Raw genomic sequence first — 23589 nt, 5'->3', positions numbered from 1 at the left:
GGTCGCCGGGCCCGACACGTCCGGCGCGACCCCGGTGCTCGCCCGAGCCTCCGTCGCAACCACCTGTGCTCAGTAGGTCTCGGTCTCGACGCCGAGCCGTTCGAAGTCGTCCACGTTCCGGGTGAGCACAGGCTCGTCCACGACGTCCGCGGTCGCCCCGATGATCGCGTCCCCATCCCCGACGGCAGCACCGTCGTTCACGAGTTCACCGGAGATCCGGCCTGCTTTCCGCATGACGGCCTCGCCGGCGGGATGTACAGGCTTGGAGGCGAGGACGTTCTCGATCTTCTCCCGTTCGTCGGCCGACTGTGTCGAGCGAGCGACGCCGTGGTACAGTTCGAACAGCGTCATCGCGGAGAGGCGTTGCTGGACCAGATCGGTCTCCAGTTCACGAGCCGTCTCGACGGCGCCCTCGTCGCCGTTCATGAGGTCGATCAGAAACGACGTGTCGAGCAGCACGTCAGGCCCCCTGCAGTTCCTCGGCGATTCCGTCGAGTTCCTCGCGACGGCGGGTCCGGCGCTCGTCGACGGCGTTCCGGAGAGCCTCGGCCTCCTCGTCGGAGAGGATGCCGGCGAGTTCGAGGAGCGACCGCTCGCCGGCGAGTCGGAGGATCACCTCGGAGAACGTCTCGTCCTCCCGCTTGTGAGCGGCGAGGCGGTCGTAAGCGTCCTCCGAGAGCCGGATGCTCTTCGACATGTGCATACGGTTGTATGCAGCCGGTGAAAAGTGCTTCCCCGCCGTCGCTTCGGTCCGCCCCACGTCCGTGGGAGCTGGCTACTCGACTCGTCGACTCAGTCCGCCTCGGCGGTCGACACCGAGAGGTACTCGTCCAGCAGGTCCTCCTGCTCCTCCAGTTCGTCGATGCTCCCCTCCCAGGCGTTCGCGCCCTTCTCGATGATGTAGGCGCGTTCCGAGAGCTCCAGCGCGAACTCCACGTTCTGCTCGGTGATGAACACCGTCACGTCGCGCTGGACGACGTCGGCGAACACCTCGCGGAGGTCGTCGACGATGACCGGCGCGAGCCCCTCGGTCGGCTCGTCGAGCAACAGCAGGTCCGGGTCCTGCACGAGCGCGCGGGCGACCGAGAGCATCTGCTGTTCCCCGCCCGAGAGGTTCCGGGCGTCGTTGCCCCTGAGATCGCTCAGTGCGGGGAAGATGTCGTACATCTCGTCGATCTCGCGGGGCGTCTCGCAGGCATCGCGGGCGACCTGCAGGTTCTCGTGGACCGTCAGCGTCGGGAACACGCGCCGCTCCTCCGGGACGAGCTTCACGCCCATGTCGCTGATGTCGTCGACCGACTCGTCCGTGATGTCCTGCCCGCGGTAGTCGATGCGGCCCTCGCGGCGCGGAACCGTGCCGGTGATCGCCCGGAGCGTCGTCGTCTTGCCCGCGCCGTTTCGGCCCAGCAGGGCGACCACTTCCCCCTCCTCGACCGTCAGGTCCAGGTCGAACAGGATGTGGCTGTTGCCGTAGAACGCGTTCACGTCCTCGAGTTCGAGCACGGACATCAGTTCTCACCCCCCAGGTACGCCTCGCGGACGCGCTCGTCGGCCATCACCTCGTCGGGCGTGCCCTCGGTGATGAGCGCGCCGTTGTCCAGCACGAGGATGCGGTCCGAGATGCCGAGTACGACCTCCATGTCGTGTTCGGTCAGCAGGAACGTCGTGTCGGTGTGCTCGTCAAGGTCCCGGATCAGGTCGACCATCTTCGCCGTCTCGGTCGCGTTCATGCCCGCGGTCGGCTCGTCGAGCAGCACGACCGACGGGTCAGTGCCGAGCGCGAGCGCGATCTCGACCTTCCGGACGTCGCCGTGCGAGAGGTTCGCCACCTCCTGGTCGGCGACCTCGGTCAGGTTCGTCAGTTCGAGCACCTCCCGGGCGCCCTCCGTGAGCTCCTCGTCCTCGGTGGCGACGGCGGTGAGGTCGGTGATGCGCCCCTCCCGCGAGATGCGCGCGATGCGGACGTTGTCGAGCACCGTCAGCCCCTCGAACACGTTGTTGATCTGGAACGCGCGCGCGAGCCCGAGTCGGTTGATCTCGTAGGGCTCCATCCCGGTCACGTCGCTGAGCCCCGACTCCCCGCGCGGGCGAATGCGGACCGAGCCCGCGCTCGGATCGAGCTGGCCGGCGAGCATGCTGTAGAACGTCGTCTTGCCCGCGCCGTTCGGGCCGATGATGCTGGTGATCTCCGTGTCCCGGACGGTGACCGAGACGTCGTCGACGGCGACGAGCTTCCCGAACTCCCGGCGGAGCCCGTCCGTCTCCAGCACGGCGTCGGCGTCCGCGTTCATGCTTCCACCGCCTCCCCGAACAGTCCCTGCGGTTTCAGGACGAGCACGAGGATCATCGCCACGAACGGGAACAGCTGTCCCCCACCCGTGATCCAGAGCGATCCGACCGCGATCAGGATGCCGATGAGGTACGCGCCGATGAACGCGCCGACGAACGACCCCAGCCCGCCGATGACCGTGATGACGAACGCCTGGATGATCACCTGGTTGCCGGCCTCGGTCGTCACGGCCTGCAGCGGCGCGGAGATGCCGCCCGCGAGGCCGGCCAGTACCGCGCCGACGAAGAAGACGCCCGTGTACAGCTTCGGCACGTCGATGCCGAGCAGGCGCGCCATGTCCCGGTCCGAGGAGGTGGCCCGCACCATCCGGCCGATGTTCGTCCGCTGGAGGGTGAAAAACAGCGCGGCCATCGTCAAGATCGAGAGCGCGATGACGAACAGGCGGTAGCCCGAGATGCCGACGTTCCCCGTGAACTGGACGGTGAAGTTGAACACGTCCGGCTCCTGGATCGCCGTCCCCAGCGAGCCGAACGTGATCCTGACGAGGTCGGTCAGGATGAGAACGAACGCGAACGTGAGGAGCAACTGGTCCAGCGGTTCCCGGTCGTAGACCCGGCGGATGAACACCGACTCGAGCACCACGCCGATGAGGCCGACGACGAGCGCCGCCACGACGAGCGCCACCCAGAAGTTCCCCACGAGCCCCGTCACCACCTGGATGGCGACGTAGGCGCCGATCATGTACAGTACCCCGTGCGTGAAGTTCAGCACGTCGAGCACGCCGAAGATGAGCGTCAACCCGACCGCCACCAGGAAGAGGCGACTGCCGATGCTGAGCCCGGTAAGTATCTGGTTTGCGACCAACACAGGGTCTACCATACCAACCACTACCAGACGTACCGATTAAACCTTGCGCCGCGATCGGCGAAATATTTGATTCGGGCGTTATGGGGCCTCTGTAGCTAATATACGGGCGTCGAATAGAATCGGGTTAAGATATGAACCCGGGGATATTTACGTAGTGCCGGGCATGTCATTCCCGACTGCCATGGTTGAACATGACACACACGTGTCCGAGAACGGTCACGACGGCGGCATGAACCGACGGCGGTTCCTCACGACGGCGGGTGCGGGAGCCACCCTGGCTTCCACGGCAGGGTGTATCGGCAACCCACTCGGGGGCGGCGGCGGCGTGACGTTCGGCGGGGTGTATCTTCTGTCGGGACTCGCCGAGGCGCTCGGGAGCGCCTCGGAGGCGAGTGCCCAGCTCGCCGTCGACTACGTCAACGAGAACGGGGGCATCAACGGCGAGGACGCGGAGATCATCTTCCGCGACCACGCCGACTCGGGTGCCGCCTCCCAGATCCAGAGCCTCGTCCAGCAGGAGAACGTCGACGCGCTCATCGGGCTCACCTCCTCCGGGGAGACGCTGGAGGCGGCGCCGACGATCCGCGACCTGGGCGTGCCGATGATCCTGACCGACATCGGGACCCCGTACGTGACCGAGCCCGACACGGAGACGTACGGCTCCTACTTCGAGAGCGAGAACGGGAAGTCGGCGTACGTCGAGCCGATGTTCCGGACGAACGCGAACACCTCGCCGAACACGTACGCGATGGCGAGATACGCCGTCGAGGAACTCGAGGGCATCGAGACCGTCGCGAACATCGGGCCGAACTACGCCTACGGGACCCAGTGCTGGGACTACTTCAAGGCGTACGCGGACGCGCTCGGCGGCGAGTTCGAGTACGTCGAGTCGGTGTTCCCGGATCTCGGGGCCAGCAACATGACCCCCCAGATCAACCAGGTGCTCAACGCGGACCCGGACCTCGTGTTCACCTCGTTCTGGGCGGGCGACGCGGTCACCTTCGTCCAGCAGGCCAGCGAGCAGGGCCTGTTCGAGCAGGTCGACGACGTGTTCGACACGCTCGGCGCGGACCCGACCGTGTTCAAGGCGCTCGGGGACACGATGCCCGAGGGCGTCCACTACTCCTCGTGGTACTGGCACTCCGCGTTCGACAACGAGCAGAACAGCAGCTACCTCGACTACTACCAGAGCGCGTACGAGGGCACCGACACCATCGGGGTCCCATCGTTCACGGGCGCGAGCACGTGGTCGGCCATTCGACTGTACAAGCGGGCCATCGAGAACTCGGGCGGGACCGAACCCGACGGCATCATCGGCGAACTGGAGGGGGCAACGTTCAACGGCCCCCGCGGCGAGTGGACGCTCGATGCCGACTCCCACCAGGCGACCGCGCCGACGGTCATCGGCGAGACGAGCAGCGACGACGACGTCCCCTACGAGGGCGTCGGGCTCAGCCCGAGCCGGACGTACTCGCTCGATCGCTCGACTGCGGCCGACCTGCTCGGCGACAGCGGCCTGCCGCCGGGCGTCTGATCACGACACCGACACACACCATCTCACATGAGCTACGGATTCAGTGAGCGGCTCCTCGACGGTGACCGCTCGACGCTGCTCTTTGCGGGCGTGGCGGTGCTGCTCGTCGTCGCACCGCTCGTGCTGCCCGCGTATCAGAAGCTCCTGCTGGCCGAGGTGCTGGTGTTCGCCATCTTCTCGACGGCGTTCAACCTGCTGTACGGCTACACCGGCCTGCTGTCGTTCGGTCACGCGATGTTCCTCGCGGTGTCGGGCTACTTCATCGCCAACTGGCTCCGCACCTGGTCGGAGGCGCTCGGGTTCGCCGCGTTCGGCGGCGTCGAACCGCTCGTCTCCTTCGCGGTCGGGCTGGTCCTCGCCGTCGCGGTGGCGACGCTGCTGGCCACCTTCGTCGGCTACCTGAGCGTGCAGCTCCGCGAGATCTACTTCGCGATGATCACGCTCTCGTTCAGCATGGCCATCTACGTGATGGCGAACAACGACATCGGCGGGCTGACGAACGGCTCCGACGGGATGACCCACACCCTCGGGACGGTGAACCTGTTCGGGTTGGAGATCGAACTGATCAACATCCTGAGCTACACGAACATCTATCTCATCATCCTCGCCGTGTTCGCCGTCTCGATGTACGCGCTCTACCGGGTCGTCAGGTCGCCGTTCGGCATGACCTGCAAGGCGATCCGCGAGAACCCCGGACGCGCGGAGGCGCTCGGCATCGACGTCACCCACCACTCGTGGCTGACGTTCATCATCTCGGGCGCGTTCTCCGGGCTGGCGGGCGCGCTGTTGATGGTGCTCGAACGGAGCATCGGCCCGGGCATCGCCTACTGGAGCACGTCGGCCGAGCCGGTCATCATGACCGTCATCGGCGGCCCGGCGTCGTTCCTCGGGCCGGCCATCGGCTCGTTCACCTACGTCTACCTCCGCGAGTTCATCACCCAGATCGGGCTCAACAACCGCTGGCAGCTGGCGTTCGGCCTGCTGCTTCTGGTCGTGGTGCTGTTCTTCGAGAACGGCGTCGCGGGCGGGCTGAAGACGCTCGCGCGCCGGTACGGGAGCGACGAGGGGAGCGGAACGGAGCCGATGGCGAACGGCGGCGAGGACTGACCTCGCCGCTCCCGGCACCGACCGAGCGGTCGTCGCCCCGGTTCTCCGGCCCCTGCGTTTCAGTTCTCGACCAGGTTGGTCCCGATCAGCCCTCGAAAACGGCCTCGCCCGTGCGATGACGGTCGAGCGGCCCGTCACGCGTCGACCCGACGCCGCCCCTCACTTTCACTTTCACTCCGCTAGGCCGACCTACAAGTCACTCCCCTACCACGTTGGAAGTATGAGCGCGACCGTCACCGCACCCGAACGCATCGACGTCGAGAGTTCCACGCGTGCGAGCATCGACGTGACAGAGTCCACCTCCGCGGAGGTACGGGCGTTCGCGGAGCGCAACGACTGCGAGGTCCACCTGGAGCGCCGCGGCGGCCGGACCTACCTCGTCGCCGTCGCCGAATAGGCGGCGACGTCCCGCCCGCGTTTCGGTCGCCGTGCCCATCGGTCGGTGGCCCCGCCCGCCACCGTCGGCGGCGATCGATCCACAACGGGACGGCGCGTCCTCACTCCTCGGAGTTCTCCGACTCGTAGGCCGACTCATCCTCGGGTTCCTCCTCGGCGAAGAAGCCCCACGTCTCCTCGTCGCGCAGCAGGTAGTCGTTCTCCAGCATCTCGGTGACGGCCCGGCCGAGGTCGTCGAGTTCCTCCTCGACGATCGCGGCGTCCTCGGGGTCGAAGGCGCCCTTCGCGTCCGAGGGGACCGCCGGCGAGCGGTAGCCCACCTCGTCGCTCGCGGGGTCCCAGTAGAAGTCGAAGTCGTCGACGAGGTCGAGTTCGACGACCGTCTCGAACTCCGACTCGGCGAGGGTCGTCCCGGTCGCCCACTCACGGAAGGCGTCGGCCCACGCGCCGTCGGCGAGCACCGCTTCGAGTTCCTCGCGGCGGTAGTCGTCGCCGACCTCGTCCGGGGAATCGGCGATGGCCTCGTAGCTGTCCCGCGACTGCGGGCCGCGCAGCGACGGCGGGTCGGGCACCTCGACGTCGAGGGTCATGCGTTCCCGTACGTGGGCCGAGGTGATGTGTCTTCGCTCGCCACAGCACGATGTCGGAGCCTCGAGCCGGTAGCGGCGGGGCCTCCGGGACCCGTTGGCGTCACTTCGGAATCGTCTCGGGCGAGTCGTGGGTCGCCTCGTCCGGGTCCTCGACCACTTCGAGCCCCCGGTTGTTCACGGCGTAGGGGTCGAGCCCGACCTCCTGCAGGAACTGCTTGTACAGCCGTTCGACCGTCTCGCCGTCCTTCTGCTTGTCCGAGGCGCGGTCACAGAGTTCGATCAAGTTCTCGGGCACGTCGTTCGAGTGGACGATCCAGTGGTTGATGAGGTCCGACAGCCGCCGGATGGGCGAGGTGAAGTGGCCGTAGATGTCGAAGTTGAGCGCGTGGTGGCCCCCGAACGGGTCGTTCATGTACTTCGCGCGGGGCATCACCTTCAGCACCGCACGCTGGATCTTGTTGAGCGCGCGCCCGGGCGCCTCCTCCAGCGCGGCGTTGACGGCCTTGCGCGGGTCGTCCCACGAGTCGCCCGGGATGGAGACGCCCTCGGTCTCCTGGATCTCCCTGAGCGCGTCGTTCCACTGGTCGGGCGTCGGCTGGGGGTGGACGCGGTACATCGCCTCGACCCCGCGGTTCCACATCAGTTCGTGGGTGACCGCCTTGTTCGCCTTCAGCATGCACTCCTCGATGATGGTGTGGGCCCGATCGCGGCTGGGGTTGAGGACGAGCGACCCGTCGGCCTTCCGCTGCTCGTGCATCTGATCTGCGACCTCGTAGGCGAGGACGTTCTCCTCGTGGAGCGGGAGGTCGGGGTCGTCGAGCCGGTTCTCACACTGGGAGTAAGTGAGCCGCTCGTCGGAGTTGATGACGGACTTGTAGATGTCGAGTTCCTCGAACGAGAGCGTCTCCTTGTCGAGGAGCATCTCGACGGTGTGGGCCAGCCGGTCCTCGTTGGGCACGAGCGAGCAGACGGTCTCGGCCAGCACCGGCGGGAGCATGTGGATGGTGTAGGCCGGGAGGTACACCGTGTTACAACGCCGGACCGCCTCCTCCCACATCGTCGACTCGGGGTGGACGTAGTGGGAGACGTCGGCGATGTGGACCCACAGCCGGTACTCCTCCTCGCGCTCCTCGATGGAGATGGCGTCGTCGAAGTCCTGCGCGTCGACGGGGTCGGTCGTCCAGGTCGTCAGCTCCCGCAGGTCCCGCCGCTCGTCGACTTCCGACTGGATCTCCTCGGTCACGCCCTCCGTGCGCTCCTTGGCCTCCCGTTTCACCTCGACGGGGAACTCGTCGCGGATCTCGAACTCCTCGAACAGTTCCTCGCGCTTGTCCGCGAGGTGGCCGGCGAGGTCCTCGGTGATGGTGACGGGCCCCTGTCCCTCCGCGGTGCCCGCGGCCGCCTGGTCGTCGGCGTCCGAAGAAGCGTCAGTCATGCTGCCGGCTACGCGGGTGCGGTACGTATGCGTTTTGGGGTCGACGTGGGCCCGCGACCGAACTCAATCGTCCCCGGAGTCGGTTCCGTCCTCGGCGTCCGACTCGGGAGCCCCGTACCGTTCCCGGACCGCCCGGATGTACGTCCGCATGAACGCCTCGGCGTCCCGACTCCCCTCCCGCTCGGACTCCACGTCGAGCAGCACGTCCTCCAGGTCCTCCCGAGGCTGGTGGCAGAGATCGCGGTGACACGACTTGCAGAGGTACTCGAACTCCTTGCCCCGCCGGTCCCACCGATCGCCCTCCTTGTCGTACTCGCGGGCCCGTCGGCGCGGGAGCGAGTCCCCGCACGCGATACAGACCACCGACTCCTCGTCCCGGTTGGGCCGGGCACTCCACATGAACACGCATCCGGGTGCGGGGAACTTAGCGGTTTTCGTGCGACAGCCTGACAGTCCACCCGGCGGACACGCGCGGCCGTGGAGCGACGTCGGACTGGCATGCACCGGCCGCTCCGGGTTCGGCCACGAGGACCGCCACTCGTGTAAGCGATCCCCCGGCCGGGTCCGTCGGAACGGGCGATTTATGCACGACACCGACCCAACGGAGGTATGGACGTGAAATCCCGTCACCACCTCCGGAGCGACGCCGTCTCGGAGATCCGGGAGACGCTCGCGGATCGACTGGGCGTCGAGCTTCCGGGCGAGGCCTTCGAACTCGTGGAACTCACCGACTCGCCGTTCGACCTCGTGCTCGTGGACGGCGAGCAACACGTGCTCTACTACGAGGACGAACCGTTCATCACGGTCCGGGGCGCGAACGCCCACCCGCCCGAACGCGGCGTCGTGACCGTCGATTCCGGGGCGATCTCGTTCGTCTCGGACGGCGCGGACGTGATGCGGCCGGGGATCACCGAGGCCGACGATGGGATCGCCGAGGGCGAGCTGGTCGTCGTCGCCGAGGAGTCGCACGGGAAGGCGCTCGGCGTCGGGCGCGCGCTCGTCGACGGCTCGGAGATGGTCGGCGACTCGGGCAAGGTCGTGAAGTCGTTACACCACGTCGGCGACGACCTCTACGAGTTCGCCGTCTGACCCGACGAAGTCGTCATCTGACCCGACGAGGTCGTCATCTGACCCGACGAGGTCGCCGTCCGAACGCCACCGCTTTCCGGCCGGGGTCGTACTGTCGGGTATGAAGCGACGCCCCCTGCTCTCGGCACTCGGTGCCGGGATCGCGGGACTGGCCGGCTGTTCCGGCGAGTCTCCCTCGATCGACGAGACGCCCTCCCCGACCGACGCGACGACGGGGCCGGCGACGCATACCCCGGCACCGACGCCCGAGACGGCCGACGTGGCCGCCGAGTGGGACACGTTCCTGCCGGGGCTGTACACGCTCGCGGCGCCGGCGGTCGCCGACGGCCGGCTCTTCATCGGAACCGAGGATTCGCTGTTCGCGCTCGACACGGAGGGCGGGAGCGAGATCTGGACGGGGTCGCTCGGCGCGCTCACCCACGCGTTCACCCCCGCGCTCACGCCGGACGGCGTGGTCGCGGTCGGCAGGGACGCCGTCGGCGGCAGCGTCGTCAGCGACGCGCCCGGCGTCCTCGCCGCGTTCTCGCGGGAAGGGGAGGAGCGCTGGCGCGTCGAGGGCCCCATCACGGCCGGGCCGGTCGTCCACGACGGGAGCGCCCACGTCGTCACGAGGACCGAGGAGCGCGTCACGCTCCGGGCACACGCGCTCGCGGACGGCAGCGAGGAGAGCGCGGTCGACGTCGGCGAGGCTGGCGACAGGGGCACCGTCACGCCGGTCGTGCTGGGTGACCGGCTGGTGGCGACCGTGAACGGGGTCCGGCCGGACGGCTCGACGTACTCCCGACTCGTCGCCGTCCGGGACGGCGACCCGGACTGGACCGTCGAGACCGAGTCCGCGGTCGCGGCCGCCCCGGTCGTCCACGGCGGGCGACTCTACGTCGGGACCGAGGGTGGCCGGGTCCACGCCGTCGCGGCCGACGGCTCGGCGGCCTGGACGACCGACGTGGGCGGGGAACTGTTCGTCACGCCCGCGGTCGCGCCCAACGGCCTCCGGGTCGTCGCCGGGACGGACGTCATCGCGCTGTCGTTCGAGGGCGTGGAGGGGTGGCGAACCGAGGTCGGCGACGTGCGTCGGACCGGGTTGACGGTGGCGGACGGCCGGACGTACGTCGGCGGCGAGGCGCTGGTCGCGTTCGGCTCCGGCGGCGAGGAGCAGTGGCGCTTCGAGCTCGGCGGCATCGCGGGCGCGTTCGGCACGCCCGTGGTTCGGGAGGGCCAGGTGTTCACCGGCGCGTGCATCAAGCGGGAGGGGAACGACCCGTACGACCACCACGTGTACGCGCTCGACGCCGACGCCTGATCACGTCTCGGCGGTCGAATCCCCGCCGTCGGCGGGGGCCTCGGGCACGCCGGCCGTGTCAGGTTCGCCGGTCAGTCCTCTTCGCCGATCTCGTTGCCCGCACCGGTCCCGGTGTCTTCGCCGGTCCCGTCGTCCACGTCGTCGTCGCCGTCCTCGTCGTACCGTTCGAGGATGAGCTCCTGGCCGCGCCGCGCCTCCTCGAACGTCTCGCGCAGGTCGACGATCGGCGTCTCCGTCGCGTCGACGCGGAGGTCGTCGTAGTACGGCTCGAACTCGCGCTCCTCGGTCGCGGTGACTTTCAGCGCGGCCGACTGGACGGGAAGCTCCTCGCGTCTGTCGCCGCCCTCCTCGTGGCCGGCCGCGAGCGCGTCGATCAGTCGCTCGGCGAGCGGGGCGTCGTCGAACGCGGCGGACTCATACGTCGCAGCCACGGCGTCGATCACCGCCTCGCCGGTCAGCAGGTTCCCGGCGACGGTGTAGTTCTCGCCGCTCGTGTGGCCGTACCAGTCGTTGCACGCCTCGCCCGAGAAGGTGAACGTCCCATCGGCGTCGACGCCGTGGAGCTGTCGGTTCTCGCTGCCGTCGTCGGCGTCGAGCAGCGCGTCGAGCGCCTTCTCCACCGCCAGGCCGTCGTCGAGGTACTCGACCCCCTTCCGGCCGAGTTCGACGTTCACGAGCGACTGGGTCGCAACCGCGCCGTTCTCGGAGGCGAACGGACAGAGCGTCCCGACGGCCGGGAGCCGCGTCGTCACCGCGACGCCGAACCGGACGTGGCGCCCCCCGTCCTCGCCGGCGTACGCCTCGCGCACGCAGATGCTGAAGGTCATGCTCCCCAGCGGGGGTCGCGGGCGCAAAAACGCGGGGGTCCCGGCAGTCGGGATCCCGACGCCTCGCCCCCCGGTACACCTCGACGCCCCGACTCCCCGCGGGGCGGCGTCCGTGGAAGCTCCCGCTTCCCAGTGGGGCGTTCCCACGCCCGGGAAAGCTACATGACCCCACCGCGACACGAAACGCCGTGTTCGTCGTCCACACCAGCATCCCGATCGACCCGGAGCGCCGCGAGGAAGCGATCGCCCACGTCGCGTCGATGGTCGAGGACTCCCGGGCCGAGGACGGGACCGTCCGGTACCGTGCGATGGAGGACCTCACGGAGCCGAACGTCGTCCGGTTCTTCGAGCAGTACGAGGACGTCGCGGCGGCGGAACGACACACGAACTCGGAGCGGTACCGCGAGTTCGTCGAGGCGCTCCCGGCGTTCTCGTCGGGAGCCCTCGAGACGATCCAGTTCGAGACGGACGAGTTCGTGGTCCACGAGTTCGAGGCGAGCGAGGCGGTCGAGTCGGTCGAGTGAGTCCGGCGGCGGACGTCCAGGTTGGCAGGGAACGGTCGCCGGCCCGCCACGTCACCCGCCCGTCTGACGTAAGACCTTAAGCGTGCAGTCACACATGGGAGTTCATGGGCATCATGAGCAAGATTCTCGGGGGCGGGGGAACCCACAGCGCCGAGGATTACGTCGAGCTCGACCTGAACGATTTCGAGAGCGCCCACGGGGGCGCCGGGATGCAGGTCCACATCGCCGAGATCGCCGACCAGAGCGACGTCATCGACATCAAGGACGCCGTCTACGACGGCGACTTCGTCATCGCCGACATCACGCGCCACTCGACGTCCGACCGGACGGTCGAGTCCATCATCGACGAGCTCCGACAGGTCGCCACCGAGGTCGACGGCGACATCGTCCAGAAGGGCGACGACCAGCTCATCCTCACGCCGACCGGCGTCACCGTCTCGCGCGAGAAACTCAACTCCTGAGTCCGCCCGACGGCGTCCTCAGCTCTCGAACTCGGTCAGTTCGGACTCCGGGGTCGCCGCCGCGTCCCGCCCGTCGTCGTGGGCCGCGCGGTAGGCCCCACGGTAGCGCCGGATCTTCCGCAGCAGGATCAGCCCGAACAGGCCGTCGTAGATGATGACGTAGACGAAGAAGGCCAACAGCCCGCCGAACGTCGGAACCCCGACCGCCTCGAACAGGAGTCCGAACAGGCCCGAGCCGATGCCGACCGTCGAGTTGTACAGCGCGTGGATGAACGCCGCGATGAGCAGCCCCTTGATGACGATCGGCCCGCGGTTCTCCGGGTTGAACTTCGCCAGTCCCAGGTAGTAGCCGGCAAACGCCGAGTAGATGACGTGGCCCGGCCCCGCGAGCGCCCGCGTCGCCGTGATCCCGCCGCCCATCCCGATGAGCCCGAGCCCGAGGTCCAGCTCGCCGACGCCGCCGACGCTCTGGGTAATGTAGAGCGCGTTCTCGATGAACGCGAAGCCGAGCCCGGCCATCGCGCCGTACACCGCGCCGTCGAGCACCGCGTCGAAGCTCTCGTCGGTGTAGGCGTAGAGCCGCACCGCCAGCAGCTTCACCGTCTCCTCGACCGGCGCGACGATGACGAAGAAGAACAGCACGGTTCCAAGGAAGCCGAGCGGCCGGAACCACGGCTGTGCGACCGTGTTCACCACGGCCGCGAAGTTCGCAGTGAGCACCCCGAGCAGGAACGTCCCGACGAGCAGCCGCACCGGCTCGTCCGTCGTGATGTCCGAGCGGTAGACGTAGGCCGCGAGCGCGAGCGCCGGGATGGCCGACAGCACCGTGAGCAGCCCGATCGCGGGGTTGGTGAGCGCCGAGAACCCGCCGATGCCGACGAGCAACAGGAGCGCGAGCAGGATCAGTCCCCACCGCGCCGACGCCGAGAGCAGCCGATAGATGGCGACCGAGAGCCCGTCGATCGACGTCCGCTCCTGCCAGGTGGCGATGTCGTAGAGGTCGGCGGAACCGTCGTCGGCCTCCTCGATCGGGTCCCGTCGTTCCTTCGCGGTCATGTCCTGCGAATCGCCTGCCTCCCCCTAAGTTCTTGCCGCCGTGTCACCTGGAACGCCGCCCGCGGCGAGTGGCACCGTTCAAATCCCTCGCCCCCGTTGGCCGGGGTATGCACTTCGACCCGCGTACGCAGGCCGCGCTCCGCGCGGTCGGGCTCGACACGGACGACCTCGCGGAGGCCTCGGAGCTCGTCGCCGAAGCCGTCCGGGAGGACGCTGCCGCGCTGGAGTCCTTCTTCGAGGAGCCGGGGCCGTACTACTCGGACATGGACGTCGCCCACGGCGACGACGAGATCCAGGAGCACGACGTCGAACGGCTCGACACGTACACCCACGCCGCCGACCTGCGGGGGTATCTCCGCTTCGACTCGTGGGGCGTCTACGTCGAGGGCGGGCGCGTCCTGAACGACGAGGTCGTGGAACTGACGCTCGGCCCGACGGTCCACGACCGGGTTCGGTTCGCCCGGACGGCGGACGCGCTCCGATGAGGGCGCGCGTCCGCGGCATCTACGCGACCGCCCTGACGCGCCTGCTGCTCGAGGCGGGCCACGAGGTCGTCCAGGCCTCCCGGCCCATCCGCCGGCGGTTCGACGCCGACCTCCCGGCGGCCGACCACGATGTCGCCGTCGAGACGACCGACGACAGGCAGGGCGTCGGCGTCGCGGGCGACCCGGACGCCGTCGCCGAAGCGACGGACCTCCTCCGCGAGGTCGGCATCGACACGCTCGCCTGGAGCGACCCGACCCCCCGGGGAGCCGTCTTCGACGGGCGCGTGACCGGGACGCTCGGCGGCGGCGCGGTGCTCGACCTCGGCGACGCCGAGGGGTACCTGCCGTTCGACGACGCGGAGGGGTACGTCGGCGAGGACGACACGTTCCGGGTGCAAGTCGTCGAGGCGAGCGCTCCCTGGACCGACGGCAGGCCGGAACTCGACACCCGCATCCGTGCGCCGGGCGGGCTGGCGACGCTCGTTCCGGGCCGGGAGGACACCCGGGTCGCCGGCAGGGACGACCCGTCGGCCCGCGAACTCGTCGGGGTGACCGACCTGCTCGACCCCGACGTGCCCGACGGCTGGGGGGTCGAGTGGTCGCGCGACGCCCGCGACGCGGACATGGACGCGCTCGGCGGCGCGCTCGACCGGGCGGCCGAACGGGCTCGGGCGCTCGACCCGGTGCTGGCGGAACCCGAGGGGGAGCCCGGGCCAGTGGCGACGCCGACGGCGGGGTCGTGGGTCTGGTTCGGCCGCGAGTCCCGGTTCGCGCTGGACGGGCACCGGCGCGCGGTGACGACGACGATGCCGGGCCACCACCGGACGAAGGCGGCGTCCTCGGCCGCGAGCGCCGGCGTCGACCTCGCCGAGGCGCTCTCCTCGTTCGGGGACGACGGCGCTGGCGACGGGACCGACGACGCCGAGTTCCCCTTCGCGGTCGTGACCGACCAGTTCGGGCCTGCCGCGGGCGACTCGCTCGGCATCGGCCACGGGAAGCCGGACGGACGGCTCATCACGCTCGGCCGGGGCGAGGTGACCGACCTGGACGCCGACGGCACCGTCTCGCTGGCGCGCGAGATGAGCGCCGGCGGCACGTACGACGCGCTGGACGCGCGGCGGGAGGCCGGCGACGTCGCGTCCACGACGTTCCGCGAGGGCCGCTGGTGGTACCCGACGGTGTACCGGAGCGCCGACGGCGAGCGGAAGGGCACCTACGTCAACGTCTGCACGCCCGTCGAGGTGTTTCCCCGGCGCGTCCGCTACGTCGACCTCCACGTCGACGTGGTGAAGCACGCGGACGGCCGCGTCGAGCGGGTGGACGACGACGAACTCGACGAGGCGGTCGCGGCCGGCGAGGTGCCGGAGCCCCTGGCGGAGAAGGCGCGGTCGGTGGCGCGCGCGGTGGAGAACGCGCTCTGAACGGCTTTCGAGGGAACGGCACGCTGCGGACGCGCGGACGGCCGGGGCGGCCGTCCGTGCGCCGCTCGCCCCGGGGTTTCGCGTGGCGGCGCGCGGTCGACGTCAGCGCACGGGGCCGCTGGTCCCGGCTTCGGTGATGAACCTTCGGCTCCGTGGGGCGACGGAACGAGAGAGGGGTGGAGAGCGTCGTCCGGTTACTCGGCGCAGCAGGCTTCCTGCCCGCCGTCCGCCTCCGCCGTCTGCGGGCCGTCGAGCTGGTAGAGGTTCTGTCGTGCGTCGGCGAAGTAGACGTCCTCCTCGACGATGCCGATGTTCTCCAGTCGTTCGAGCGCGTAGCGAACCGTCCGGGCCGAGAGCATCGACTCCTCCACGATCCCCTTCTGGGTCAGCGAGCCGTTGTACTCCAGCACCTTGAACACGAGCTTGGCGCTGGGCGGCAGGTCGTCGAGACTCTCCTCTTCGGTAGCAGCCATCGTTACGATTCGAAACAACCCATCGTCATAAAGGTTGACGGATTACGAATCGAAACATCCCGGAGCGGTTTCCACGTCGGGGTCGACCGGCCGGTACCGGGGTCGACCAGCGGATGCCAGGGCCGACCGGCCAGAATGGGGGGTGCCGGCCGCACTGGGCGGGACCGCCAAGCGAACCCCTTTTGTCGCCGGCTGTCGGAGGTGGTGGTATGAGTACGGAAACCGCCTCCGGGCTGTCGGACCACAAGCGTGGGGTGGCGGTCACCACCGTCGCGTGTCTGACCGGGGTGGCCGCGGCGTTCATCTCCGCGTCGGTGTTCGGCCTCTCGGCGGAGACGGCCGCGAGCACGCAGCCGCTGCTGGTCCTCGCAGGCCTCCTGTTCGCCGAGTACCCGATCATGAAGCTGCTCGGCGTCGCCGTCGAGGATTTCGGCATCAAGGACAACCTCTACGTCGGGTTCATGACGTTCACCCTCTGGTTCATCTCCTACGGCGTGTTGCTGTCGACCACCCTCGCCGGATCGGTCTGAGATGGCCGACGACAGCATCGCGGTCGTCGACCTGGACAGGTGCCAGCCCGACCGTTGCAACTACGAGTGCGCGAACTTCTGCCCGCCCAACCGCACCGGGAAGGACTGCATCGTCACGCGCGGGGACCACTACGACGAGGACGAGCCGTACGACGGCGGCCCCGACCAGGTGTGGATCTCCGAGGAGATCTGTCTGGGCGAGTCGTGTGGCATCTGCGTCGAGAAGTGTCCGTTCGACGCCATCGAGATCATCAACCTCCCCTCGGAACTGGAGGACGATCCGGTCCACCGCTACGGCGACAACGCGTTCTCACTGTACGGCCTGCCGGTGCCGGAACCCGGCTCCGTGACGGGCATCCTCGGCCCGAACGGCATCGGGAAGTCCACGGCCGTGAAGATGCTCTCCGGGGAACTGACGCCGAACCTCGGCCGCCACGACGAGGAGGCTGACTGGGACGCCGTGCTGGACCGCTACCGCGGGACCGAGCTCCAGAACTACGTCGAGCACGTCATCGAGGGCGACGTCTCGGTCGCGCGCAAGCCCCAGTACGTCGACCAGATCCCCAACCAGTTCGACGGCAACACCCGCGACCTGCTGGAGGCGACTGACGAACGCGGGGAACTCGACTACCTCATCGACCGGCTGAACATCGCGCCGGTGATGGACCAGGACATCGACTCCATCTCGGGCGGCGAACTACAGCGGGTCGCGCTCGCGGCCACGCTCGCGCGCGACGTGGACTTCTACTTCCTCGACGAGATCACGCCGTACCTCGACATCGGCCAGCGGATGATCGCCGCCCGGCTCATCCGCGAACTGGCCGAGGACGGCGAGCGCTCGATGATGGTCGTCGAGCACGACCTGGCCATCCTCGACCTGTTGGCGGACACGCTCCACGTCACCTACGGCGAGCCGGGAGCCTACGGCGTCGTCACCGACCCCAAGTCGGTCCGCAACGGCATCAACGAGTACCTGAAGGGGTATCTCGACAACGAGAACATGCGCATCCGGCCGAACGCCATCACCTTCGAGGAGCACGCGCCCCGCGAGTCGGTGACGGGCCGGCCGCTGTTCGAGTACCCGGACCTCGAGAAGTCCTACGGCGAGGGCGAGTTCTCGCTCTCGGTCGAGGGCGGCACGGTGTACGAGTCGGAGGTGCTCGGCATCGTCGGCCCGAACGGCATCGGGAAGTCGACGATGGCGAAGCTGTTCGCCGGACGGCTCGAACCGGACGCGGGCGAACTCGACGTCCGGCTGGACATCGCCTACAAGCCCCAGTACATCGACATCGACCAGCCGATGCGCGTGGACGCGTTCCTCTCGTCGATCACCGACCAGTTCGGAACCTCCTACTGGGACACCGAGGTCGCGCGCCCGCTGCAACTCAACCCGATCATGGAGCAGAACCTCACCGACCTCTCGGGCGGCGAGCGCCAGCGCGTCGCCGTCGCGGCCTGCCTCTCGAAGGACGCGGACCTCTACCTGCTGGACGAGCCCTCGGCCCACCTCGACGTCGAGCAGCGCGTGCAGGCGACGACGGCCATTCGGCGCTACGCCGAGAACCACGACGCGACGGTGATGGTCATCGACCACGACATGTACATGGTCGACCTGATCGCCGACCGGCTCATGGTGTTCGACGGCGAGCCGGCAGAACACGGGCACGCCAGCCCGCCCCAGGAGATGCGCGCGGGCATGAACGACTTCCTCTCGGACCTGGACATCACGTTCAGGCGGGACGAGCGGACCGGCCGGCCGCGGATCAACAAGCCGGACTCGCAACTGGATCGCGAGCAGAAGCGGGAGGGCGAGTACTACTACTCCGTTTGAGGATTCCGGCTACTCGGTTCTACAGTTCGACTTGCTTCTTCGGTCGTTTCGACCTGGGGAGCGGACTCGGTGACGACCGTCTCGATAGTCCCCGCGGCTATCGACTTCGACGTACGTCCTTTCTCCGTGTAGCCGTTCTCGAAAGCACTCGGCTGGCTCCGCTACGGGAAGACGGTCCTCCTCGCGGTTCGAGAGAGCGAAGCCCCCTCGTCAGTACGGGAAACCAACGGTTTCCCGTCAGCAGTCGGATTCCGCCGGATTCCGACGGCATCACGAAAATCGAAGATTTCGAACGACTGCGCTCGTCGGCTGCGACTTCCGTTGTCACCCTCGCTTCGCTCGCGTGACTCCCGCGGACCGCGCTGCGCGCCTCGGCCCGCAGTCACGCGCGCCACGTGGCGCCTTCCTCCCACGTAGCGTTCCTCCCCGTCCGAAACCCGGCCGGCTCAGTCCTCGTTTTGCTCCTCGTCGTCGCCCGAAAGTGCCGGGTCGTGCGCCTCGAACCACTCGGTCAGCTCCTCGATGCGGTGGGTCGCCCGCTTGGGGTCGCCGATGTTGTGGTGCTCGTCCGGGTAGATGACGAGTTTCGCGTCAACGCCGCGCTTGCGGACGCTGACGTAGAGCTGTTCGGCCTGCGTCGGCGGGCAGCGCCAGTCCTCCTCGCCCGCCGTGATGAGCAGCGGCGTGTCGATCCGGTCGACCCGCGAGATCGAGGAGATGTCGCGGTACGTCTCCTCGTTCTCCCAGGGCATCCCGAACTCCCACTCGTGCCAGTTGTGGTTGTCGTCGGTGCCGAAGTTGGAGTAGAAGTCGTAGACGCCGTGCTCGGGTGCGGCGGCGGCGAACTCGTCCGTCCTGGTGACGACGTGGGCCGTCGTGATGCCGCCGTAGCTGAAGCCGGTACAGAACAGCCGGTCCGGATCGGCGACGCCCTCCGCGACGAGGTGGTCCATCGCCGAGATCACGTCGTCCGATTCGAGGTCGCCGCGGCTCCCCTTCAGCGACTCCGAGAACGCGCGGCCGTAGGAGGTCGACCCGCGGTAGTTCGGCTTGACGACGACGTACCCCCTGCTGGTCCAGCAGGCGGTCGTGAAGCGGAACCCCGGCGCGTCGTAGCTCATCGGCCCGCCGTGGATGGACGCGATGGCCGGGGCCGGGCCGTCCGCTTCGGGGTCGAACTCGGACGGGTAGTAGACGACCGCCTCGATCTCCTCCAGATCAGAGTTCTCGAAGGAGACGACCTCGTGGTCGGGCAGCGGCGCGTCCGCGACCCAGGCGGCGTTGAGCGAGGTGAGCCGCCGGATGGGGCCGCCCGTCTCGCCGTCCCGGAGTTCGCCGGCGTCGAGCGCGAACACCTGCGGGGTGTCGTCGGGCGTCGTGAGCCCGAGCGCGACGGTGTCGCCCGCGTGGTCGAACGCCGAGATGGTCCGCCCGCGACCCTGACGCTCGTAGGTCCGGCGGGGCTCGCCGTCGAGCGGCATGACCGCCAGCCTGGTCCACGCCTCGTCCGCGATGGGCGCGACCACCGTCCCCCCGTCGAGCCACGCCATCGTCCCGACTCGGGCCAGCGTCCGGTCGAGGCCGGCCGAGAGCGACTCGTACCGGGCGTCGGCCCCGCCGTCGTCCGCCTCGTCCTCGGCGACGTACACCCCGGTCGGCTCGTACCAGTTCTCGTGGTTCCCGCCGGCGAACGCCAGGCGGTCGCCCCCGGGGCTCCACGTCGGCACGGAACAGCGGAGCGAGCCGTCGGTGAGCCGCCGGAGGTCGGAGCCGTCCGGCCCGATGGTGAACACGTCCATCGAGCCGTCGTCGTCCGGGTTCCGGGCGGCCGAGCGGGTGAACGCGATGCGGTCGGTCGGTCCCCATGCAGGCTGGAGTCCCGCGAGCGGTTCGCTGGAACCGGCCCCGTAGGCGTCGTCCAGCCGATCGGTCTCGCCCGACTCGCGGTCGACCACGAACAGGTACGTCGTCACGTCGTCGAGCCACCCCGCGCCGTCGCGCTTGTGCTGGAGCCTGGTGACCTCGATGGGGCCGTCCTCCTCCCGCCGGTCGAGATACGACTGCTCCTCGTCGGTCGGGTCGCGGGCCGAGACGACCAGGCGGTCGCCGTCGGGGGCGAAGTCGAACTCGCGGACGCCGTGCTCGAAGCCGGTTTCCTGGCGCGCGTCGCCGCCCAGCGCGAGGTCGAACGTCCAGACCTGCGGTTTCGGCTCGTCGCTCCCGCCGCCGTCGGTTTCGCCGTTCCGGTCGGGTTCGTCGCCGTCACCGTCCTCCCCGGACTCGTCGTCCTCGCCGTTCTCGGCGTCGCTCCGGGCCGCGTCCCCGGACCGACCGGCAGTCCGGTCGAGGTCCTCGTCGCGCGCCGCGAGAAAGCCCAGCGTGTCGCCGTCGGGTCCCCAGGTCGGCGCGGAGGCGGCGGAGGCGCGCGTCAGCCGGTGCGGGTCGCGCGAGCCGTCGGCGGGGACGACGTACAGACCCGTGCGGGATGCGTCCTCGTCGGGATCGGACTCGCTGGCGACGAACGCGACGCGCCCGCCGTCGGGGGACAGTGCGAGATCGGTGAGGAGCCGGAGGTCGTACAGCTCCTCGACGTCGATTCCGTCGTCCATGGCGGGGGCAAGGAGAGCGGCCACTTCACCGTTCGGGAACGGGAACCCTACTTCTTCCCGCGGCTCGCGTCATGGCGCCGCCGGACGTCGTCCATGGCGGCGACGAACGAATCGAGATCGACCGTCCCCGTCTCCCATTCGTGGCCGAGCGCCCGTTCGTACCGACGTCGCCAGTCCTCCTCGACGGCCAGTTCGACCCCGGCCTCGCGTATCCGACGGCGGAACGCGGGACGAACCGTCGGTTCGGCGCTCGCACGGCGGACCGCCTCGGGGGAGACGACGCCGTCCTCGACGCCCTTCACGACGATCCCGTTCGCGAGGTCACCCTCCTCGAGCTCGCGCTCCCAGGTCGTGAGCCAGTTGCCGATGCGGCCGAGCGGTTCGACGAGCGCGACGGCCTCGCGGACCGCGCGCTCCTCGGTCGGGTCGAACGTCGGCGAACACATCAGATCGACCGTGGCGAGCGCGTCCATACACATCGTCGGAGCCTGTTCCTGGAGACACTCCTCGTAGGTCGTTTCCGCGGGTCGCCGCGCCGACCAGGCGGCGTGACGCTGGGCGCGAACGGTCCAGGCCAGATCGCGGCGCAGCGTCGCCAGATGGGTGTCGAACCGTGGTGCTCCCTCCAGCCGGTCGAGGAGCGCGTCCCAGGCGTCGGCCGCCAGCTCGACCGCCGGATCGGCCGCGGTCGCGGCGTCGAACTCCCCCTGGGGGATCAGGGCGGCCGTCTCGAACGCGTCGTCGTCTTCACGCCGGTCCGAGAGGTCGTTGAGCGTCGTGACGAACACGGAGACGAGCAGCCGCGCCTCGTCGGCCCGGGCCTCGTGCTCGGGGACGACCGAGCCGAGCCGGAACGTGGGGAGCGTGTCGGCCAGCCAGTCCCACACGTACCGGCCGCGCTCGGGGATGATCCGGTCGTAGCGGCCGACCAGCCGCTCGACGCTGGCCGGGAGCGACCCCGCTCCGAGGTCGGCCACGGCACGCTCCCGCTCCCGTTCCGGCACGCCGTCGCTCGGTTCCATCGAATCGCGGAACCGATTCATTTCACGTCTCATAAGCGTCTCGGAACGTCCGACGTCCGTCTGACGCGAGTCGGACTGTTCTCGCGGACGGTAGCCCGAGACGACGTTCCACGCCGGGAAACGGGGCTGAACTCCAGATTCGGGCCGGTCGTCGCGTCCGGAGGGCGGGTCGACCCGCTGGCACGCGGAACGGGCGCGACCCTTACTCGTCGACGCGTTCGACACGGTCGACCGGGCGTGTCACCCGCGGGGTCCGAAGCTACTTCCCCACGCTCGTCCAAGGCGGGAACATGTCCATCACGCTGTACGCGCTGGACGGCTGTCCGTGGTGTGAGAAGGTGCACGACGCGCTCTCGGACGCGGACGTCGAGTACGAGACCGAGTGGACGGGCGCGATGCACTCCGAGCGCGACGAGGTCAAGCGCGTGAGCGGCCAGCGTGCCGTCCCCGTGCTCGTCGACGGCGAGCGCGGCGTGACGATGAACGAGTCCGCGAACATCCTGGAGTACGTCGATCGGACGCTCGCCTGACGATGCCGGTGTACACCGGGCGGGGCGACGAGGGGGAGACCGACCTCCGTGACATGTCCCGCGTGTCGAAGACGTCGCCCCGGATCGAGGCGTACGGCACGGTCGACGAGGCGAACGCGCTGATCGGCACGGTCCGGCCGACGGGTCATGACGACGTCGACGAGATGCTCCGGGCGGTCCAGAACCACCTCCACGTCGTTCAGGCGGACTTCGCCAACCCGGACCCAGACGAGGACGACCCGCAGGTCCGTCCCGAACACACCGAACAGCTGGAGGACTGGATCGACGAACTCGACGAGGAGCTCGAACCGCTCCGCAACTTCGTGCTCCCCTCGGGGAGCGACGCGGGGGCGAAACTGCACCACGCCCGGACCGTCTCCCGGCGCGCCGAGCGTCGCGCGGTCGCGCTGGCGAACGACGAACCAGTGAACGGGGCGGCCATCGCGTACCTCAACCGGGTGTCGGACGCGCTGTTCACCTTCGCGCGGGTCGTGAACCAGCGGGACGGGGAACCCGAGGACGAACCGACGTACTGACCCCCGTTCGGCGGGTTCGGCGGCTCCGTTTACTGTGAGCGTAGTGACCGGGTAGTGGCCACAAGGCGTTTATTCGTCGCCTCGGGAACGACAGGTATGTCGAAGCACTTCGAGGACGCACGGTACTACCTGGGTCGCGCGACCGAACACGCGGCGGCGGGCGTGAAGGAGGAACTCGAACCGATCGAGGAGCGCGTCCGGGAGTTCGTCGGCGAGGAAGCGGAGCCGGACCCATCCCGACTCGAGCGGATCGAGGCGGACCTGAAGGAGCTCTCCGAGCGCGCGGAGGGCGAGACGAAGCGGGCAGTGGGGGACGCCCGGGACCGGCTGGCGGCGTACCGCGCCGAGAGGTAAGGGTTAAGTCTCCGACCGGGGTAGTTCGGCTGCCGGGTCGGTGGTCTAGTCCGGTTATGACGGCTCCTTCACACGGAGCAGGCCGGCGGTTCGAATCCGCCCCGACCCATTCGCGTTGCGTACGCTTTCTAACAGTGCGGAAATCACGGTTATCGGTAGATCTACGGTGCGAGCACTCATTTTCACCGACCGTATTACGGCGGTGAAATCGTGTGATTCCATACACCGGGTGTGCGCGGGTCGCCTACATCCGAGAGTCCGGATATTCGATCAAGTGACGCACATAAAAAGGTGGGGGCGGATTTCAATAACCACCAACAGC

Annotated in this window: 27 protein-coding genes and 1 tRNA gene; 15 read left to right on the top strand and 13 right to left on the bottom strand. The window is 68.9% G+C overall.

Features of this window, described 5'->3' with window-relative positions:
• Positions 1 to 69: 69 nt before the first annotated feature.
• The 5 genes from RJT50_RS12175 to RJT50_RS12155 form a co-directional block, all read right to left on the bottom strand.
• A complete protein-coding gene (locus RJT50_RS12175) occupies positions 70 to 459 on the bottom strand; it encodes a type II toxin-antitoxin system VapC family toxin (protein WP_313691654.1) in 390 nt (129 codons plus the stop codon).
• Between the two features lies 1 nt (position 460).
• Positions 461 to 697 carry an antitoxin VapB family protein gene (locus RJT50_RS12170; protein WP_313691652.1) on the bottom strand — a complete coding sequence of 79 codons (237 nt, stop codon included), beginning with the start codon at positions 695 to 697 and terminating at the stop codon, positions 461 to 463.
• A 95-nt stretch (positions 698 to 792) separates the two neighbouring features.
• Positions 793 to 1509: an ABC transporter ATP-binding protein gene (locus tag RJT50_RS12165; RefSeq protein WP_313691651.1), complete on the bottom strand. Its 717-nt coding sequence runs from the start codon at positions 1507 to 1509 to the stop codon at positions 793 to 795.
• A complete protein-coding gene (locus RJT50_RS12160) occupies positions 1509 to 2291 on the bottom strand; it encodes an ABC transporter ATP-binding protein (protein WP_313691650.1) in 783 nt (260 codons plus the stop codon). The genes RJT50_RS12165 and RJT50_RS12160 overlap by 1 nt, the downstream gene beginning before the upstream one ends.
• Entirely contained in the window at positions 2288 to 3169 is an 882-nt protein-coding gene (locus tag RJT50_RS12155; protein ID WP_313691649.1) for a branched-chain amino acid ABC transporter permease, read from the bottom strand. The genes RJT50_RS12160 and RJT50_RS12155 overlap by 4 nt, the downstream gene beginning before the upstream one ends.
• A gap of 169 nt (positions 3170 to 3338) precedes the next feature.
• Between RJT50_RS12155 and RJT50_RS12150 the strand changes: the two genes are divergently transcribed.
• The 3 genes from RJT50_RS12150 to RJT50_RS12140 all read left to right on the top strand — a co-directional run bounded on the left by RJT50_RS12150 (position 3339) and on the right by RJT50_RS12140 (position 6195).
• Positions 3339 to 4691 (top strand): ABC transporter substrate-binding protein, encoded by a 1353-nt coding sequence (locus tag RJT50_RS12150; RefSeq protein ID WP_313691647.1) that lies wholly within the window; start codon positions 3339 to 3341, stop codon positions 4689 to 4691.
• A gap of 27 nt (positions 4692 to 4718) precedes the next feature.
• Complete coding sequence (locus tag RJT50_RS12145) at positions 4719 to 5798, top strand: branched-chain amino acid ABC transporter permease (RefSeq protein WP_313691646.1); 1080 nt, start codon at positions 4719 to 4721, stop codon at positions 5796 to 5798.
• Positions 5799 to 6018: 220 nt separating this feature from the next.
• Positions 6019 to 6195 (top strand): hypothetical protein, encoded by a 177-nt coding sequence (locus RJT50_RS12140; protein WP_313691645.1) that lies wholly within the window; start codon positions 6019 to 6021, stop codon positions 6193 to 6195.
• 100 nt (positions 6196 to 6295) lie between these two features.
• Here RJT50_RS12140 and RJT50_RS12135 read toward each other — a convergent pair whose 3' ends face one another.
• From RJT50_RS12135 to RJT50_RS12125, 3 genes are all read right to left on the bottom strand, one after another.
• Complete coding sequence (locus tag RJT50_RS12135) at positions 6296 to 6784, bottom strand: DUF7992 family protein (RefSeq protein ID WP_313691644.1); 489 nt, start codon at positions 6782 to 6784, stop codon at positions 6296 to 6298.
• Between the two features lie 100 nt (positions 6785 to 6884).
• Positions 6885 to 8219 carry a ribonuclease catalytic domain-containing protein gene (locus RJT50_RS12130; protein WP_313691643.1) on the bottom strand — a complete coding sequence of 445 codons (1335 nt, stop codon included), beginning with the start codon at positions 8217 to 8219 and terminating at the stop codon, positions 6885 to 6887.
• Between the two features lie 63 nt (positions 8220 to 8282).
• Complete coding sequence (locus tag RJT50_RS12125) at positions 8283 to 8618, bottom strand: DUF7562 family protein (RefSeq protein ID WP_313691642.1); 336 nt, start codon at positions 8616 to 8618, stop codon at positions 8283 to 8285.
• A gap of 210 nt (positions 8619 to 8828) precedes the next feature.
• On the opposite strand from RJT50_RS12125, the gene RJT50_RS12120 reads away from it, so the two are divergent.
• Together RJT50_RS12120 and RJT50_RS12115 are read left to right on the top strand one after the other, a co-directional pair.
• Positions 8829 to 9308, top strand: a complete 480-nt coding sequence (locus RJT50_RS12120) for an RNA-binding protein (RefSeq protein WP_313691641.1) — start codon at positions 8829 to 8831, stop codon at positions 9306 to 9308.
• A 100-nt stretch (positions 9309 to 9408) separates the two neighbouring features.
• Positions 9409 to 10608: an outer membrane protein assembly factor BamB family protein gene (locus tag RJT50_RS12115; RefSeq protein ID WP_313691640.1), complete on the top strand. Its 1200-nt coding sequence runs from the start codon at positions 9409 to 9411 to the stop codon at positions 10606 to 10608.
• Positions 10609 to 10679: 71 nt separating this feature from the next.
• Here the strand turns inward: RJT50_RS12115 and RJT50_RS12110 are convergent, their stop codons facing one another.
• A complete protein-coding gene (locus tag RJT50_RS12110; protein ID WP_313691639.1) occupies positions 10680 to 11435 on the bottom strand; it encodes a DUF1028 domain-containing protein in 756 nt (251 codons plus the stop codon).
• Positions 11436 to 11623: 188 nt separating this feature from the next.
• On the opposite strand from RJT50_RS12110, the gene RJT50_RS12105 reads away from it, so the two are divergent.
• Positions 11624 to 11959, top strand: a complete 336-nt coding sequence (locus RJT50_RS12105; RefSeq protein WP_313691638.1) for a putative quinol monooxygenase — start codon at positions 11624 to 11626, stop codon at positions 11957 to 11959.
• 104 nt (positions 11960 to 12063) lie between these two features.
• Complete coding sequence (locus tag RJT50_RS12100; RefSeq protein WP_313691636.1) at positions 12064 to 12420, top strand: cell division protein SepF; 357 nt, start codon at positions 12064 to 12066, stop codon at positions 12418 to 12420.
• An 18-nt stretch (positions 12421 to 12438) separates the two neighbouring features.
• Here the strand turns inward: RJT50_RS12100 and RJT50_RS12095 are convergent, their stop codons facing one another.
• The gene (locus RJT50_RS12095; RefSeq protein ID WP_313691635.1) at positions 12439 to 13476 is read right to left on the bottom strand and encodes a PrsW family intramembrane metalloprotease; all 1038 of its coding nucleotides are present in this window, start codon (positions 13474 to 13476) and stop codon (positions 12439 to 12441) included.
• A 107-nt stretch (positions 13477 to 13583) separates the two neighbouring features.
• Here RJT50_RS12095 and RJT50_RS12090 point away from each other — a divergent pair, with 107 nt between their 5' ends.
• Positions 13584 to 13961 carry a DUF7532 family protein gene (locus RJT50_RS12090; RefSeq protein ID WP_313691633.1) on the top strand — a complete coding sequence of 126 codons (378 nt, stop codon included), beginning with the start codon at positions 13584 to 13586 and terminating at the stop codon, positions 13959 to 13961.
• Positions 13958 to 15382 carry a DUF402 domain-containing protein gene (locus RJT50_RS12085; RefSeq protein ID WP_313691631.1) on the top strand — a complete coding sequence of 475 codons (1425 nt, stop codon included), beginning with the start codon at positions 13958 to 13960 and terminating at the stop codon, positions 15380 to 15382. The genes RJT50_RS12090 and RJT50_RS12085 overlap by 4 nt, the downstream gene beginning before the upstream one ends.
• A gap of 194 nt (positions 15383 to 15576) precedes the next feature.
• Here RJT50_RS12085 and RJT50_RS12080 read toward each other — a convergent pair whose 3' ends face one another.
• Positions 15577 to 15855, bottom strand: a complete 279-nt coding sequence (locus RJT50_RS12080) for a winged helix-turn-helix transcriptional regulator (protein WP_313691629.1) — start codon at positions 15853 to 15855, stop codon at positions 15577 to 15579.
• A gap of 209 nt (positions 15856 to 16064) precedes the next feature.
• Between RJT50_RS12080 and RJT50_RS12075 the strand changes: the two genes are divergently transcribed.
• Together RJT50_RS12075 and RJT50_RS12070 are read left to right on the top strand one after the other, a co-directional pair.
• Positions 16065 to 16385, top strand: a complete 321-nt coding sequence (locus RJT50_RS12075) for an EMC6-like membrane protein (RefSeq protein ID WP_313691628.1) — start codon at positions 16065 to 16067, stop codon at positions 16383 to 16385.
• A 1-nt stretch (position 16386) separates the two neighbouring features.
• Positions 16387 to 18216, top strand: a complete 1830-nt coding sequence (locus RJT50_RS12070) for a ribosome biogenesis/translation initiation ATPase RLI (RefSeq protein WP_313691627.1) — start codon at positions 16387 to 16389, stop codon at positions 18214 to 18216.
• A gap of 446 nt (positions 18217 to 18662) precedes the next feature.
• Here the strand turns inward: RJT50_RS12070 and RJT50_RS12065 are convergent, their stop codons facing one another.
• Positions 18663 to 20825 carry a S9 family peptidase gene (locus RJT50_RS12065; protein ID WP_313691625.1) on the bottom strand — a complete coding sequence of 721 codons (2163 nt, stop codon included), beginning with the start codon at positions 20823 to 20825 and terminating at the stop codon, positions 18663 to 18665.
• A gap of 47 nt (positions 20826 to 20872) precedes the next feature.
• Positions 20873 to 21847, bottom strand: a complete 975-nt coding sequence (locus RJT50_RS12060; protein ID WP_313691624.1) for a hypothetical protein — start codon at positions 21845 to 21847, stop codon at positions 20873 to 20875.
• 290 nt (positions 21848 to 22137) lie between these two features.
• On the opposite strand from RJT50_RS12060, the gene RJT50_RS12055 reads away from it, so the two are divergent.
• The 4 genes from RJT50_RS12055 to RJT50_RS12040 all read left to right on the top strand — a co-directional run bounded on the left by RJT50_RS12055 (position 22138) and on the right by RJT50_RS12040 (position 23376).
• Positions 22138 to 22377, top strand: a complete 240-nt coding sequence (locus tag RJT50_RS12055; protein ID WP_313691622.1) for a glutathione S-transferase N-terminal domain-containing protein — start codon at positions 22138 to 22140, stop codon at positions 22375 to 22377.
• A 2-nt stretch (positions 22378 to 22379) separates the two neighbouring features.
• Positions 22380 to 22913: a cob(I)yrinic acid a,c-diamide adenosyltransferase gene (locus RJT50_RS12050; protein ID WP_313691621.1), complete on the top strand. Its 534-nt coding sequence runs from the start codon at positions 22380 to 22382 to the stop codon at positions 22911 to 22913.
• A gap of 96 nt (positions 22914 to 23009) precedes the next feature.
• The gene (locus tag RJT50_RS12045) at positions 23010 to 23267 is read left to right on the top strand and encodes a DUF7553 family protein (RefSeq protein ID WP_313691620.1); all 258 of its coding nucleotides are present in this window, start codon (positions 23010 to 23012) and stop codon (positions 23265 to 23267) included.
• A gap of 34 nt (positions 23268 to 23301) precedes the next feature.
• A tRNA-Val gene (locus RJT50_RS12040) sits at positions 23302 to 23376 on the top strand.
• Positions 23377 to 23589 lie beyond the last annotated feature (213 nt).

This window comes from Halobaculum sp. XH14 (genome assembly GCF_032116555.1).
GTDB lineage: Archaea > Halobacteriota > Halobacteria > Halobacteriales > Haloferacaceae > Halorarum > Halorarum halobium.
The sequence above is the reverse complement of the archived record's forward strand: the minus strand, read 5'-3'. Positions and strand labels throughout refer to the sequence as shown.